We start from the raw sequence: 14,127 nt of genomic DNA, 5'->3' as shown, positions 1-14,127 counted from the left end.
AGCCTCGGACCTGGAAGGGGCCGACGCCTTGCTGCCCGGCCTGTCCGCTCAAGCATTAATCGCCGATCGGGCCTACGACGCCCACGAGCGAGTGATCGAACCGATGCAGCACATCGGCGCACAGATCGTCATCCCTTCTCATCCAACACGCAAAGTGATGCGCGATTACGATCGAGCGCTGTACAAGGCTCGGCACTTGATCGAGAACTTCTTTGCCAAGCTCAAGCAATATCGGGCCATCGCCACTCGATACGACAAGACCGCTCGAAACTTCCTCGGGGCCATCTACTGCGTCGCAGCCAACATCCTGCTCAATTGATGACAGGCCCTAGGGCTGCGCTTCGGACGCCCTGGCGGGCTCGCGCACACGGGCGAGCAGCCAGCCACCGATCAGGAAAAACGGCAGCAGCGTCAGGATCGGCAGGCGCTGGTTGTCGACCAGCAGCGCCGTCTGGCCGACGACGACCGGGCCGAGCACCGCGGCGAACTTGCCGAGCATGTTGTAGAAGCCGAAGAACTGTCCGGACTGTCCGGCCGGGATCAGGCGCGCGTAGTACGAGCGCGACAATGACTGGATACCGCCCTGCACGCAGCCGATCGCGGCGGCGAGCAGATAGAAGTCGCGTTCGGACTGCAGCCAGTACGAGCCGAGCGTGACGCCGGCGTAGACCACGAGCGCGACGTAGATCATGCGCTTGGTGCCGAAGCGGTCGGCGAGCCAGCCGTAGGCGACCGCCGCCGGGAAGCCGATGAACTGCACCATCAGCAGCGCCTTGATCAGCGCGCCCGGCTCGAAGCCGAGCTTGGTGCCGTAATCGACTGCCATGCGGATGATGGTGTCGACGGCGTCGATGTAGAGCCAGTACGCGGCGAGGAACAGCAGCACCGGCTTCATCGTCAGCACCTGGCGGAAGGTGCGCACCAGCTCGTGCCAGTCCGAGGCCGCGTCGCTGGCGACGGGCGCCTCGTGCACGTGGCGGAACAGCGGCAGCGAGAACAGCATCCACCAGACACCGACCATCAGGAACGACCACAGCACCGCCTGCGCGCCGTCGGCGAGGCCGAAAGCCTGCGGCTTCTGGAACATGAAGACATTGAGCGCGAACAGCAGGCCGCCGCCCAGATAGCCGAGGCCGTAGCCGAGCGCCGACGTGCGGTCCATTTCCTCGGGCCGGGCCACCGCGACGATCAGCGAATCGTAGAACGAGGTCCCGGCGAAGAAGCCGATCGAGCCGAGCGCGAACAGCGTCAGCGCCAGCGGCCAGTGGCCCTTGGCGACCCAGAACAGCGCCGCCGTCGACGCCGCGCCGAGCACCGTGGCGAGCAGCAGGAAACGCTTCTTGTAGCCCTTGCGGTCGGCCAGGCCGCCGAGCAGCGGCGCCAGGATCATGACCACCACGCTGGCCAGCGAGCTGGCCAGCCCGAGCCAGAACGTGCGTTCGCCGGGCGCGAGGTCCTGCGCCCAGTAGGCCGAGAAGAACAACGGAAAGAAGCCGGCCATCACCGTCGTCGCGAACGACGAGTTGGCCCAGTCGTAGAACGCCCAGGACCAACGGGCGCGGCGATCGCTGTGCATCCCTACACTCCCTTGCGCGCCGGCTCGGCGGCGGACGTTCTTATGCGCCGACCAGTTCGAGCGCCAGCACCAGGGCATCCTCGCGGCCGTCGACGGCCGGATAGTAGCCGCGGCGTTCGCCGATCTTCTTGAAGCCGAAGGCGTCGTAGAGCCGCTGCGCGGCCTTGTTGGACTTGCGCACCTCGAGCAGCATCAGCGTCACGCCGGCGGCGCGCGCGACCATCAGCAGGTGCTTCATCAGGAAGCTCGCGAGGCCCAGGCGCTGCTGCTCCGGCGCGACGCAGATGTTGAGGATGTGCGCCTCGCCGACCGCCATGCTCATCAGCGCGTAGGCCTGCACCTCGCCGAGCGTGTTGGTCACCACCCAGGCGCTGTAGCCGACGCGCAGACAGTCGTTGAAGATGCCCTCGGTCCACGGATGCGTGTACGCGGCGCGCTCGATCTCCATCACCTGCGGCAGGTGCGCCGGATGCATCGGGTACAGGCGCCAGATGTCCTGCGGCTGCGCGCTCACGGCGAGGCCTGCACCGGCTGCGCGAGGAATTGATGGATCTTCTTCAAGTCGTCCCAGCTCTTCGCCTTCTCGCGCGGACTGCGCAGCAGATAGGCGGGATGGTAGGTGATCAGCAGCGGCGTGTGCGCCGCACCGTAGTGATATAGCGGCCCGCGCAGCCGCGACAGCGGCGCGTCGGTATCGAGCAGGCGCTGCGCGGCGACGCGGCCGAGCGCGACGATCAGCTTCGGCCGCACCAGCTCGATCTGGCGATCGAGGTACGGCCGGCAGGCCTCGACCTCGTCGGCCTCCGGATCGCGGTTGCCCGGCGGGCGGCACTTGACGACGTTGGCGATGAACACCGCGCTGGCGGCGTCGTGCTGCTGCCGCGAACGACCGATGCTCTTCAGCATTTCGTCGAGCAGCTGGCCGGCGCGGCCGACGAAGGGTTCGCCGCGCGCATCCTCGTCGGCGCCCGGCCCCTCGCCGACGATCATCAGCGGCGCGTGCTCGTCGCCGACGCCGAACACCGTGTGGGTGCGCGTGCGGCACAGCTTGCAGGCTTCGCAGCCGGCGACGGCCGCGCGCAGACCGCTCCAGTCGCCCGGCACCTCGCGCGGCGGTGCCGGTGCCGGTGCCGCGGGCACGGACGCAGGCCGGGCGGACGGCGGCGCAACAGCCGCCGCGACCGGCGGGCGCGCGGCGGCAGGCGCCACGCGCGCCGGCGCCGGATCCGATGCCGCCGGACGGGACATCGCCGGACGGGGCGACTCGGCGGCGGCCGCGGGCGCCGGCTCGGACACGGCACCGCGCCGCTGCCAGGCTTCGAGGCCGAGCAATCTGAGCGCGCGCTGACGACGGGCGGAATCCATACGCGGCATTTTACCGGGCCTGCTCGCCGGCCGCGTCGTTCACAGCGCCGGCGCGAAGTCCTCGGCCTCCGGCCCGTGCCGGCGCCAGCCGCCCTTGCCGGCCAGTTTGGCGGTATACATCGCCTCGTCGGCACGGCGCACGATCGCCGCCGCGTCGTCGCCGCCGTCGAACAGCGCGATGCCGACCGAAGCGTGGATACGGAACGCATGGCCCTGGATCTGCAGCGGCTCGGATAGCGCCGCGAGCAGGCGATCGGCCAGATCCTGCGCGAACGCCTGCGCTTGCGACGGCTCGCCAAGGCGATCGAGCAGGATTGCGAACTCGTCGCCGCCGAGACGGCCGAGCACGCCGGTCTCGACCGGCACCAGCGCCGCCATGCGCCGCGCGGCGTGGCGCAGCAGTTCGTCGCCGAAGGCGTGGCCGTAGCGGTCGTTGATCAGCTTGAAGTCGTCGAGATCGACGTACAGCAGCGCGCCGCTGTGCGCGCCGGCCTGCGCGCTGCGCACCGCGCGCTGCACGGCTTCCTGGAACAGGCGCCGCGTGCCGAGGCCGGTCAGGGTGTCGTAGTTGGCGAGCTGGGCGAGCTTGCGCATCGCCATCTGCCGGCGATTGGTCTCGACCGAGAACTGGTCGAGCACGGCGTTGTAGAACACGGCGATGCGCGCCGCCTCGGTCTCCGGCTCGACCTCGACACGCGTCGAGAAGTCGCCTTTGCGGGCCTGGCGGTCCATCTGCACGATGAGATCGAGGACCGCGCTGCTGGCGCCGTGCTCGGCGATATTGAGGCCGATGCGCTCGTCGTCCTCGCTGACACGCAGCGGCCACCAAAGGTTGACGAGGCGCAGCACCGCGTAGGACAGCCCGAACGCGAACGCCCCGACGCTGACGACGCCGAGCACCTGGATCTGCAACTGCTGCCAGCGCGTCACGCCCTCGCCCCAGCTGCCGTCCGGCGCGCACAGCGCGACGGCGAGCGTGCCCCAGATGCCGGCGAACAGATGCACCGGCACCGCGCCGACCGCGTCGTCGATCTCCAGGCGTTCGAGCAGCAGCGTCCCGAGCACGCAGATCACGCCGCTGACGGCGCCGACGAACAGCGCCGCGACCGGCGTCACCAGATGACAGTTGGCGGTGATGCCGACCAGGCCGGCGAGCACGCCGTTCATGATGCGATCGACCGCCGGTACACCGAGCAGCTTCCAGGTCAGGACCATCGCCACCGCGCCGCCGGCGGCGCCGGCCAGTGCGGTGTTGGCGATGATGCCGGGCACGCGCCCGTCGAGCGCCAGCGTGCTGCCGCCGTTGAAGCCGAACCAGCCGACCCAGAGCAGGAAGACGCCGAGCGTCGCGACCGGCAGGTTGTAGCCTTCGATCGGCCGGCCGTTCGGGCCGAAGCGACCGAGGCGCGGCCCGAGGATCAGCAGGCAGGCCAGCGAAACCCAGCCGCCGACCGAGTGCACGACCGTCGAGCCGGCGAAGTCGATGAAGCCGAGACGGCCGAGCCAGCCGGTATGCAGGCCTTCGAGCAGGCCGCCCCAGGCCCAGTGTCCGGCGATCGGGTAGATCAGCAGCGACACCAGCACCGCCGACAGGCAGTACGCGGAGAAGCGCATGCGCTCGGCGACCGCGCCGGAAACGATCGTCGTCGCCGTGCCGCAGAACGCGAGCTGGAAGAAGAACAGCGTCGCCATCCAGGCGTCGGGCGTCTTCATGAAGATGTCCGGCACCTCGCCGACCAGGCCGTGCCAGCTGGTCCCGAACATCAGGCCAAAGCCGAGCAGGCCGAACAGCACCGAGGCGATGCAGAAATCGATGAGGTTCTTGAACGCGACGTTGATGCTGTTCTTGGCGCGCACCAGACCGGATTCGACGCAGGTGAAGCCGGCCTGCATCAGCACCACGAGCACCGCGGAAGCGAGGACCCAGAGATAATCGACGGGCGAATGAATCGACATGTCGCGGCACAGACCGGTGAGAACGCCGCCGCAGTCTGCGCCGCGGCCCGCCGCCCCGGCAGCCGCGGCCGCGGACTGGCCGTGATGGCCCGCCTACCGGCAGACCCGGCCCGCCGCGCGCGGCGGCGGACCGGGGCCGGTGTCCGTCAGCCCGGCGTCAGGCGACGCGGCGTTCGTCGGCGGCGCCGCGCTGCGCCAGCGTGCGGTTGAGGCCGGACAGCACGGCTTTCAGCGAGGCGGTGACGATGTTCGGATCGCGACCGGCGCCGAACAGGGCCTTGCCATCGCCGAGTTTCAGCTCGATGTAGGCGACCGCCGCCGAATCGGCGCCGGCGGTGACGGCGTGCTCGTGGTAGTCGACCACCGTCAGCTTCTCGCCGATCTGCTGCGACAAGGCCGCGATGAAAGCGTCGATCGGTCCGTTGCCGCGACCGGCCAGCTTCTGCGTGCGGCCGTCGACGGTGATCTCGGTCGCCAGCTCGACCTCGTTGCGCGTCGAATCCTCGACCAGATGATGCGAGACGTAGCCGTACGGACGCTGCGCGTCGAAGTACTGCTGCGTGAAGAGGCCGCCGATGTCCTCGGCCGACATCTCGCGGCCCGACGCGTCCAGCGCCTCCTGCACGACCTGGCTGAACTCGATCTGCAGACGGCGCGGCAGCACCAGCCCGTACTCGTGCTCCAGCAGGTAGGAGATGCCGCCCTTGCCGGACTGCGAATTGACGCGAATCACCGCTTCGTAGCTGCGGCCCAGGTCCTTCGGATCGATCGGCAGGTACGGAATGTCCCAGAAGTCCCCCGGCTGGCGCGCGGAAAAGGCCTTCTTGATGGCGTCCTGGTGCGAGCCCGAGAACGAGGTGAAGACCAGATCGCCGACGTACGGATGGCGCGGCGAGATCGGCAGCTGGTTGCAGTACTCGACGGTGCGGCGCACCTCGTCGATGTCCGAGAAATCCAGACCCGGATCGACGCCCTGCGTATACAGGTTCAGCGCCATGTTGACGATGTCGAAGTTGCCGGTGCGCTCGCCGTTGCCGAACAGCGTGCCCTCGATGCGGTCGGCCCCCGCCATCAGCGCCAGCTCGCCGGCGGCCAGGCCGGTGCCGCGATCGTTGTGCGGATGGATCGACAGGACGATCGCTTCGCGCCTGGCGACGTTGCGATGCATCCACTCGACCATGTCGGCGAAGATGTTCGGCGTCGACAGCTCGACCGTCGACGGCAGGTTGATGATGACCGGCTTCTCCCGCGTCGCGCCGATCGCGTCGACGACGGCGTCGACGACGCGCTTGGAAAACTCCAGCTCGGTATTCGAGAACATTTCCGGCGAATACTCGAAGCGCCAGTCGGTCTGCGGATACTGCGCCGCCAGTTCGCGCGCCAGCCGGACGTGCGTGACCGCCAGGTCGACGACCTCGTCCTGGCTCATGTTGAAGACCACGCGGCGCATCACCGGCGCGACGGCGTTGTAGATATGCACGATCGCCTGCCGGGTGCCCTGCAGCGCCTCGAAGGTGCGGCGGATCAGGTGCTCGCGCGCCGGCGTCAGCACCTGGATCGCGACGTCGTCCGGAATCAGCTTTTCGTCGATCAGGCGGCGGACGAAATCGAACTCGGTCTGCGAGGCGCTCGGAAAGCCGACCTCGATCTCCTTGAAGCCGATGCGCACCAGCTCGCGGAACATGCGCAGCTTGCGCTCGACGTTCATCGGCTCGATCAGCGCCTGATTGCCGTCGCGAAGATCGATCGACAGCCAGGCCGGCGCCTTCTTGAGCACGGCGTCCGGCCATTGCCGGTCGCGCAGGTGGACGGGTTGGAACGAGCGGTACTTGGTCGACGGGTCTTTCAGCATGGTCATGACGGCATTCCTGGCCGGGCACGGACACGGTCATGGACCGGGTCGCGGCGGATTCTGGAGGGATTCTTCGGGTCGGTTTGCACGGTTTCGGCCCCGTGCTGGCGCGGTCGTTGGTCTGCCTTACGGCAGAAGCGCGAGACCAAGAAGAAGCGAGAACGCGCGCGCCGGCGCCGCACGGAGCGTGCGGGCAGCGAAGACGTCGGCATGACGGGCGCGATTCATGGCGCGGAACTATAGAACAATTCGCCGCAAGGGAAAACCCTCAGCGCTGGCAAACGCCGCCGTCCATCAGGCCGCCGCTGCCGGCTTGCGGCGCAGTCGGCGCCAGGCGATCACCGCCGGGCCCGACAGCGCGTAGCCGAAGAAGACCAGGAATAGGATGCGCGGCGGATCGATCAGCACCAGCGCGAACACGCCGATCACCGCCGCCAGCGACAGGAAGCGCAGGCGCGTGTTGAGATTGAGCTTCTTGAAGCTGTTGTAGCGGATGCTCGACACCATCGACAGCGCCGTCGCCAGCGTCAGCGGCGCGGCGAAGCCGAGCACCTCGCGGCCCTGCAGCGGCACGTGGCCCGACACCCAGGCGAACAGCGAGTGGCTGTCGTCGACGCAGCTCCACACGAAGAAGGTCACGACCGCCGCCGCCGCCGGGCTCGGCACGCCGTAGAAATCCTTGTTCGAGCTGGCGATCGCCGCCAGCACGTTGAAGCGCGCCAGACGCAGCGCCGCACAGGCGGCGTAGGCGAAGGCGATCACCCAGCCGAGCTTGCCGCCGATCCAGCGGTACTCGGCGAGATAGTTCAGCGAGAACGCGTAGATCAGCACGGCCGGCGCGATGCCGAACGCGACCATGTCGCAGAGCGAGTCGTACTCCTTGCCGAAATCGGTCTGCGTGTTGGTCAGGCGCGCGACCCGGCCGTCGAGGCCGTCGGCCACCATCGCCCCGAAGATGCCGAACACGGCGTGCTCGAAGTGCCCCGCCATCGCCATGACGATGGCATAGAAGCCGCCGAACAGGGTTCCGGTCGTGAGCAGATTCGGCACCAGGTAGATGCCCTTGCGACGCTTGACCGGCTGGGGTGCGTTCATCGTGCGATCGATCTCGATTGAGGCGCGAATCTTACCCGTTCGAATCGGACGATACGTAGACACTGGCCGCACGCGTGCAGCTCGCCTAGGCTCGGCGTTCGCCTCATCGCCTTCCCGCCCGCATGCCGACTGTCCCCGCCGCCACCGCCCGCGAGGTCTTCGCCGCATTCCTGCGCCTGGGGCTGGCCGCCTTCGGCGGACCGGTCGCGCACCTGGCCTACTATCGCCGCGCCTTCGTCGAACGCCGGCGCTGGCTCGACGACGCGCAGTACGCGCACCTCGTCGCCCTGTGCCAGTTCCTGCCGGGACCGGCGAGCTCGCAGACCGCTTTCGCGCTCGGCCTCGGCCGCGCCGGCTGGCCCGGCGCGATCGCCGCCTTCGTCGCCTTCACCGCGCCGTCGGCGCTGCTGATGCTGGCGTTCGCGCTGCTGCTGCCGACGCTCGGCGCGCTGACCGGTCCGCTGACGCACGGACTCAAGCTGGTTGCCGTCGCGGTGGTCGGACACGGGCTCTACGGCATCGCGCGCGCCGCGCTGCCGGATGCGCGACGCCTGCTGCTCGCGGTCGCCGTCGCGACGCTGGTCGCGTGCGGTGCCGCGCCGCTGGCCCCGCTCGCGGCGGTCGCTGCCGGCGCCGCCTTCGGCCTGCTCGCCTGTCGCGACGCCCTGCCACTGCCGGCCGACCATGCCGGCTGGACGCCGTCCCGACGCACCGGCCTGCGTCTGCTGCTCCTGTTCGCCGGCCTGCTGCTGCTCGCGCTGCTGTGTCCGCCCGACGCGCCGCTGCCGCTGCGCGCGGCGGCGGCGTTCTACCGCGCCGGCGCGCTGGTGTTCGGCGGCGGGCACGTGGTGCTGCCGCTGCTGCAGCAGTTGCTGGTCGAGCCGGGACTGGTCGACGCCGACCGCTTCCTCGCCGGCTACGGTGCCGCGCAGGCGGTGCCCGGGCCGATGTTCACGATCGCCGCCTTCCTCGGCGCCAGCCTGCCCGGCCTGCCGCCGCTGCCGGGCGCGCTGCTCGGCGTGCTTGCGATCTTCCTGCCCGGCCTGCTGCTGGTCGGCGGCGCGCTGCCGTACTGGCAGGCACTGGCGCGGCTGCCGCGCGCCGCGGCGGCACTGGCCGGAGTCAATGCCGCGCTCGTCGGGCTGCTGGCGGCGGCGTTCTACGACCCGGTCTGCCGCTCGGCGCTGCTCGCGCCGGTCGATCTGCTGATCGCGCTCGCGGCCCTGGCCTGGCTGGCCGCCGGCCGCGGCGCGCTCGGGGTCGTCGCCGGCTGCGTCGCGGCCGCAGGGCTCGGCGGCTTGCGCTGAAACGAAAGAGGGGCGCCTCGCGGCGCCCCTCTTCGTACTTGCGAACGTGCGGCGCCCCTCGCGCCGCCCGCTCTCAGTTGCGCGACTTGTCGACCAGCTTGTTCTTGCCGATCCACGGCATCATCGCGCGCAGCTTGGCACCGGTCTGCTCGATCGGGTGCGCGGCGTTGAGGCGGCGCATCGCGGTCATTTCCGGGTAGCCGGTCTTGCCTTCGAGCACGAAGGCCTTGGCGTACTTGCCGGTCTGGATGTCCTCCAGGCACTGCTTCATCGCCCAGCGCGACTCGTCGTTGATGACCTTCGGGCCGGTCACGTACTCGCCGTACTCGGCGTTGTTCGAGATCGAGTAGTTCATCGTCGCGATGCCGCCTTCGTACATCAGGTCGACGATCAGCTTGAGCTCGTGCAGGCACTCGAAGTAGGCCATCTCCGGCGCATAGCCGGCGTCAACCAGCGTCTCGAAACCGGCCTTGACCAGTTCGACAGCGCCGCCGCAGAGCACGGCCTGCTCGCCGAACAGATCGGTCTCACACTCGTCCTTGAAGGTGGTCTCGATGATGCCCGAGCGACCGCCGCCGATCGCCGAGGCGTACGACAGCGCCAGCTGCTTGGCCTGGCCGCTGGCATCCTGGTAGACGGCGATCAGGTCCGGAATGCCGCCGCCCTTGGTGTATTCGTTGCGGACCGTGTGGCCCGGCGCCTTCGGCGCGACCATGATCACGTCGAGATCGCTGCGCGGCACGACCTGGTTGAAGTGGATCGCGAAGCCGTGCGCGAAGGCCAGCGCCGCGCCCTTCTTGATGTTCGGTTCGATCTCGTTCTTGTACAGCTCGGACTGGAACTCGTCCGGCGTCAGGATCATCACCAGGTCGGCCCAGGCGCAGGCGTCGGCGACGCTCTTGACCTGCAGACCGCCCGCTTCGACCTTCTTCGCGGTCGCCGAGCCCGGACGGAGCGCCACGACGACGTCGACGCCGCTGTCCTTGAGGTTCAGCGCATGGGCATGGCCCTGCGAACCGTAGCCGACGATCGCGACCTTCTTCGACTGGATGATCGACAGGTCGGCGTCTTTGTCGTAGTACACATTGATGCTCACAGCGGGACTCCAGGTCTTGATACAGATTTGAGGACAGCGCGCCGCGTCGGCGCTTCGAAGGGGCCTGCGCGAAACGCGCTATGCCGACGGGATCGCCATCGACTGCAGGCCGCGCTGCATGGCCGCGAGGCCGGAGCGTACCAGTTCGAGCACGGTCGCCAGCTTGGCGACCTCCTGCACGAAGGCGTCGATCTCGGCGCCGGTGCCGGCCAGCTGCACGATGCGCGTGTTCTCGGTCTCGTCGAGGATCACGCCGCGGCGGCTGCGGATGCAGTCGATCACCTGCCGGGTGTTCACGCCGGCGACGTCGATCTTCAGCATGACCAGCTCGCACTCGAGGTGATCGGCGCTCGACAGATCGGTGATCTCGACGACGTCGACCAGCTTGCGCGTCTGCTTGATGATCTGCTCGATGACCGCGTCCGAGCCGGTCGTGGCGAGCGTCAGGCGCGACACCAGCGGATCGTGCGTCGGCGCGACCGACAGCGAATCGATGTTGTAGCCGCGCGACGAAAACATGCCGGCGACGCGGGCGAGCGCGCCTGCCTCATTCTGCAGCAGGATCGAGATGATATGACGCATAGGGCGCGCATCTTAGTGGCTCGCGCCCCTAAAATCACCAAGAAAATGCCAACTGACTAGCACGAACGCGACCTGCGGACTATTGGGGCAGCCCCCCAAATGGCGCTAAACTCGCGCCCCCGTCCGCCCCACCGTCGCGAACCCACATTCCATGAACGCTGTGCTGAAGACCCCGCATCCGCTTGCTGGCCAGACGATGACCGGCGCGGACATCCTCGTCCAGATCCTGGCCGACGAGGGCGTGGATGTCGTATTCGGTTACAGCGGCGGCGCCATCCTGCCGAGCTACGACGCGATCTTCCGCTTCAATGCCCGCCACGCCAAGCCGGGCGCGGCCGAGCCGATGCCGCTGATCGTGCCGGCCAACGAGCAGTCGGCCGGCTTCATGGCAGCCGGCTACTCGCGCGCCTCCGGCAAGGTCGGCGTCTGCATGGTGACCTCCGGCCCGGGCGCGACCAATACCGTCACGCCGGTGCGCGACTGCATGGCCGACTCGATCCCCATGGTCGTCATCTGCGGCCAGGTGCCGACCGCCGCGGTCGGCACCGACGCTTTTCAGGAGGCGCCGATCAGCTCGATCATGGGCGCCGCCGCCAAGCATGTGTTCCTCGTCACCGACCCGACCAAGCTCGAAGCGACGGTGCGCACGGCCTTCGAGATCGCCCGCACCGGCCGGCCCGGCCCGGTCGTCGTCGACATCCCGAAGGACGTGCAGAACTGGTCCGGCCCGTTCAAGGGCGAGGGCCGCCTGCCGCTGCCCGGTTACCGCGCACGCCTGAAGGCGGTCTACGAGAACACCATCAAGCCGGAACAGGCCGCCGCGTTCCATGAACTGCTGCGCGCGGCCAAGCGGCCGCTGATCTACGCCGGCGGCGGCGTGATTCACGGCGAGGCGGCGCAGAGCCTGCGCGCGTTCGCCGGCGCCTTCGGCATTCCGGTGACGACGACGCTGATGGGCATCGGCGCAGTCGACACCACCGAGCCGCTGTGCCTGCAGATGCTGGGCATGCACGGCACCGCGTTCGCGAACTACGCGGTCGACGACTGCGATTTCCTGATCGCCGTCGGCGCCCGCTTCGATGACCGCGTCGCCGGCAATCCGGCCAAGTTCGCGCCGTCGGCGCGCGCGATCGCGCACTTCGACATCGATCCGTCCGAGATCAACAAGGTCAAGCGCGTGCACTGGCACCACGTCGGCGAGCTGAACCGCGCGCTCGACGGCCTGCGCGAATACCTCGGCGGCCAGGGCTTCAAGCCCGACTACGCGGAGTGGCACGCGCACATCGCCGATCTGAAGAAGACCTACGCGATGAACTACGAGCGCGGCGGCGAGCTGATCCAGCCGCACGCCGTCATCGAGGAAATCAACCAGCTGACGCAGGGCGAGGCGATCGTCGCCACCGGCGTCGGCCAGCACCAGATGTGGGCCTCGCAGTACTTCGACTTCAAGGCGCCGCGCCTGTGGCTGACCTCCGGCTCGATGGGCACGATGGGCTTCGGCCTGCCGGCCGCGCTCGGTGCCGCCTACGCACAGCCCGGCAAGATCGTCATCGACATCGATGGCGACGCCTCGATCCGCATGAACTTCGGCGAGCTCGAAACGGCGACGACCTACAACATCCCGGTCAAGATCGTGGTCCTCAACAACTACGGCGACGGCATGGTGAAGCAGTGGCAGCGCCTGTTCTTCGAGTCGCGCTACGCCGGCTCCGAGAAAAGCCTGCACACCAAGGACTTCATCAAGGCGGCCGAAGCCGACGGCTACAAGTTCGCGGTGCGCGTCGAGCACAAGGCCGACCTGCCGCGCGTGGTGCGCGAGTTCATCGCCTTCCCGGGGCCGGCGCTGCTCGAAGTCGTGATCGATCCGATGGCGTCGGTATACCCGATGGTCGGCCCGGGTCAGGGCTACGATCAGATGATCACCGGCGAGTGGATCCCGGCGCGCGGCGCAGCCAAACCCGAAAAGGTCGATGCGCAATCGACCCAGATGTTCTGAGGCCTGATGCCGCCGGCGAGCGACGCGCCCGAGACCGCAGCGAGTTCCACCCCGTCCGCCGCCGGCGCACAGCGCTGGCAGCGGTCGGGCGCGAGCCTGACGCGTTTCCAGCTGTCGCGGCCCGACCGCCGCCGCACTGACGAACTCGGCGCCGCCGACATCCAGCAGCTCGAAGCGATCGCGCAGGCACAGACGCATCGCTTCCGTTTTCCGCAGCCGCTCGAACACGAGTTCCAGCAGTACACCCGCCTGTCGGCGCGCACCGCGCGCATCAGCGTCGCGCTGCTGACCTGCCTCGTGTTCGCGACCGCGCCGATCTGGACGCCGCTCGCCTTCATGGCGCCGCCGGAGACGTTCCGGCTGATCACGATCATCTCGCTCGGCCTGATGGCACCGCTGTTCGCCGCGCTCACGGCGGCGATCGCGCAACGCCCGGACGCGCCGTTCGTCGAATGGCTGATGATCCTCGCGTTCATCATCGAGATCGTCACCATCGAGTCGATCCGCTATCTCAGCGGACGCGCCGGGTTCGAGATCGAGCCCTCGCTCGCGGTCGCCGTGCCGGTCTCGGTGCTGGCGCTGGCGCGCCTGCCGCTGAGCCGCTGCCTGATCCTGGTCGGCGCCTACGTCGTCTGTACCAGCGCCGCGACGCGGCTGTGGCCCGACAGCATCGCCCATCGCAGCCCGACCGCCTGGCTGATGGAAGTGATCCTGATCGGCATGGTGTTCCTGTCGGTGGTCTGGACGCGCCTGTCGCTGCGCCGGCAGTGGGCGGCGAACGTGCTGCTCGAAATCCTCGCCTATCGCGACGCGCTGACCGGCCTGCCGAATCGGCGCGCGTTCGAGGAGCATTACGAAACGCTGAGTCTGGCGCTGGAGCGCGATCCCGAGCGCACGATGCTGTTCGCACTGGTCGATCTCGACCATTTCAAGGCGCTCAACGACCACTACGGCCACGACTACGGCGACGGCGCGCTGGCCGAGAGCGGGCTGGCGCTGTCGGGGCTCGCCCGCCGCGCGTTCGACATGGCGGCGCGCATCGGCGGCGAGGAGTTCGTCCTGCTCCTCTACGATTGCGCCCCCGAAGCCGCGGCGCCGCGCGCCGAAGCCATCGTCGCCGCGATCGGCGGTCTGGGCATCGAACACAAGGGCAGCCCGCTCGGCATCATGAGCTGCAGCGTCGGCGCCGTCGTCGTTCGCGCCGGCGAACCGCTGTCCGATGCCTACCGGCGCGCCGACGAATGCCTCTACCAGGCCAAGCGCCGCGGCCGCAACGGCTACCGCGTGCTGACCTGAGGTCGC

Annotated in this window: 12 protein-coding genes; 4 read left to right on the top strand and 8 right to left on the bottom strand. The window is 68.8% G+C overall.

Translation table 11 applies throughout. From position 1 onward, the window contains the following. Positions 1–319 (top strand): IS5/IS1182 family transposase (locus K343_RS0117345; protein ID WP_028009145.1); only part of this gene is annotated, 319 nt, incomplete at its 5' end. A gap of 9 nt (positions 320–328) precedes the next feature. Here the strand turns inward: K343_RS0117345 and K343_RS0117340 are convergent. The 6 genes from K343_RS0117340 to pssA all read right to left on the bottom strand — a co-directional run bounded on the left by K343_RS0117340 (position 329) and on the right by pssA (position 7,844). After that, positions 329–1,576: an MFS transporter gene (locus tag K343_RS0117340; protein ID WP_028009144.1), complete on the bottom strand. Its 1,248-nt coding sequence runs from the start codon at positions 1,574–1,576 to the stop codon at positions 329–331. Between the two features lie 40 nt (positions 1,577–1,616). After that, positions 1,617–2,090 carry a ribosomal protein S18-alanine N-acetyltransferase gene (rimI, locus tag K343_RS0117335; RefSeq protein WP_020650353.1) on the bottom strand — a complete coding sequence of 158 codons (474 nt, stop codon included), beginning with the start codon at positions 2,088–2,090 and terminating at the stop codon, positions 1,617–1,619. Then, a complete protein-coding gene (locus tag K343_RS0117330) occupies positions 2,087–2,716 on the bottom strand; it encodes a uracil-DNA glycosylase (RefSeq protein ID WP_084615968.1) in 630 nt (209 codons plus the stop codon). The genes rimI and K343_RS0117330 overlap by 4 nt, the downstream gene beginning before the upstream one ends. A gap of 264 nt (positions 2,717–2,980) precedes the next feature. Then, positions 2,981–4,897: an ammonium transporter gene (locus K343_RS22720; protein WP_051278669.1), complete on the bottom strand. Its 1,917-nt coding sequence runs from the start codon at positions 4,895–4,897 to the stop codon at positions 2,981–2,983. 157 nt (positions 4,898–5,054) lie between these two features. Beyond that, complete coding sequence (gene leuA / locus K343_RS0117320) at positions 5,055–6,749, bottom strand: 2-isopropylmalate synthase (RefSeq protein ID WP_028009142.1); 1,695 nt, start codon at positions 6,747–6,749, stop codon at positions 5,055–5,057. 294 nt (positions 6,750–7,043) lie between these two features. Next, entirely contained in the window at positions 7,044–7,844 is an 801-nt protein-coding gene (gene pssA, locus K343_RS0117315; RefSeq protein WP_028009141.1) for a CDP-diacylglycerol--serine O-phosphatidyltransferase, read from the bottom strand. Positions 7,845–7,966: 122 nt separating this feature from the next. Here pssA and chrA point away from each other — a divergent pair, with 122 nt between their 5' ends. Continuing rightward, positions 7,967–9,151 (top strand): chromate efflux transporter, encoded by a 1,185-nt coding sequence (chrA, locus tag K343_RS0117310; protein WP_028009140.1) that lies wholly within the window; start codon positions 7,967–7,969, stop codon positions 9,149–9,151. Positions 9,152–9,224: 73 nt separating this feature from the next. Here chrA and ilvC read toward each other — a convergent pair whose 3' ends face one another. Both ilvC and ilvN read right to left on the bottom strand, forming a co-directional pair. Then, entirely contained in the window at positions 9,225–10,241 is a 1,017-nt protein-coding gene (ilvC, locus tag K343_RS0117305; RefSeq protein ID WP_028009139.1) for a ketol-acid reductoisomerase, read from the bottom strand. A gap of 84 nt (positions 10,242–10,325) precedes the next feature. Continuing rightward, the gene (gene ilvN, locus K343_RS0117300) at positions 10,326–10,829 is read right to left on the bottom strand and encodes an acetolactate synthase small subunit (protein WP_028009138.1); all 504 of its coding nucleotides are present in this window, start codon (positions 10,827–10,829) and stop codon (positions 10,326–10,328) included. Between the two features lie 151 nt (positions 10,830–10,980). On the opposite strand from ilvN, the gene ilvB reads away from it, so the two are divergent. Then, a complete protein-coding gene (gene ilvB, locus K343_RS0117295) occupies positions 10,981–12,825 on the top strand; it encodes a biosynthetic-type acetolactate synthase large subunit (RefSeq protein WP_028009137.1) in 1,845 nt (614 codons plus the stop codon). Between the two features lie 6 nt (positions 12,826–12,831). After that, positions 12,832–14,121 carry a GGDEF domain-containing protein gene (locus K343_RS23665; RefSeq protein ID WP_051278667.1) on the top strand — a complete coding sequence of 430 codons (1,290 nt, stop codon included), beginning with the start codon at positions 12,832–12,834 and terminating at the stop codon, positions 14,119–14,121. Positions 14,122–14,127: the final 6 nt, after the last annotated feature.

This window comes from Solimonas flava DSM 18980 (genome assembly GCF_000426685.1).
GTDB lineage: Bacteria > Pseudomonadota > Gammaproteobacteria > Nevskiales > Nevskiaceae > Solimonas > Solimonas flava.
The sequence above is the reverse complement of the archived record's forward strand: the minus strand, read 5'-3'. Positions and strand labels throughout refer to the sequence as shown.

Bases quoted from the DNA above. Each gene is read 5' to 3' on its own strand.
- K343_RS0117340 (WP_028009144.1), bottom strand. From the start codon at position 1,576: ATGCACAGCGATCGCCGCGCCCGTTGGTCCTGGGCGTTCTACGACTGG.
- K343_RS22720 (WP_051278669.1), bottom strand. From the start codon at position 4,897: ATGTCGATTCATTCGCCCGTCGATTATCTCTGGGTCCTCGCTTCCGCG.
- leuA (WP_028009142.1), bottom strand. From the start codon at position 6,749: ATGCTGAAAGACCCGTCGACCAAGTACCGCTCGTTCCAACCCGTCCAC.
- pssA (WP_028009141.1), bottom strand. From the start codon at position 7,844: ATGAACGCACCCCAGCCGGTCAAGCGTCGCAAGGGCATCTACCTGGTG.
- chrA (WP_028009140.1), top strand. From the start codon at position 7,967: ATGCCGACTGTCCCCGCCGCCACCGCCCGCGAGGTCTTCGCCGCATTC.
- ilvN (WP_028009138.1), bottom strand. From the start codon at position 10,829: ATGCGTCATATCATCTCGATCCTGCTGCAGAATGAGGCAGGCGCGCTC.
- ilvB (WP_028009137.1), top strand. From the start codon at position 10,981: ATGAACGCTGTGCTGAAGACCCCGCATCCGCTTGCTGGCCAGACGATG.
- K343_RS23665 (WP_051278667.1), top strand. From the start codon at position 12,832: ATGCCGCCGGCGAGCGACGCGCCCGAGACCGCAGCGAGTTCCACCCCG.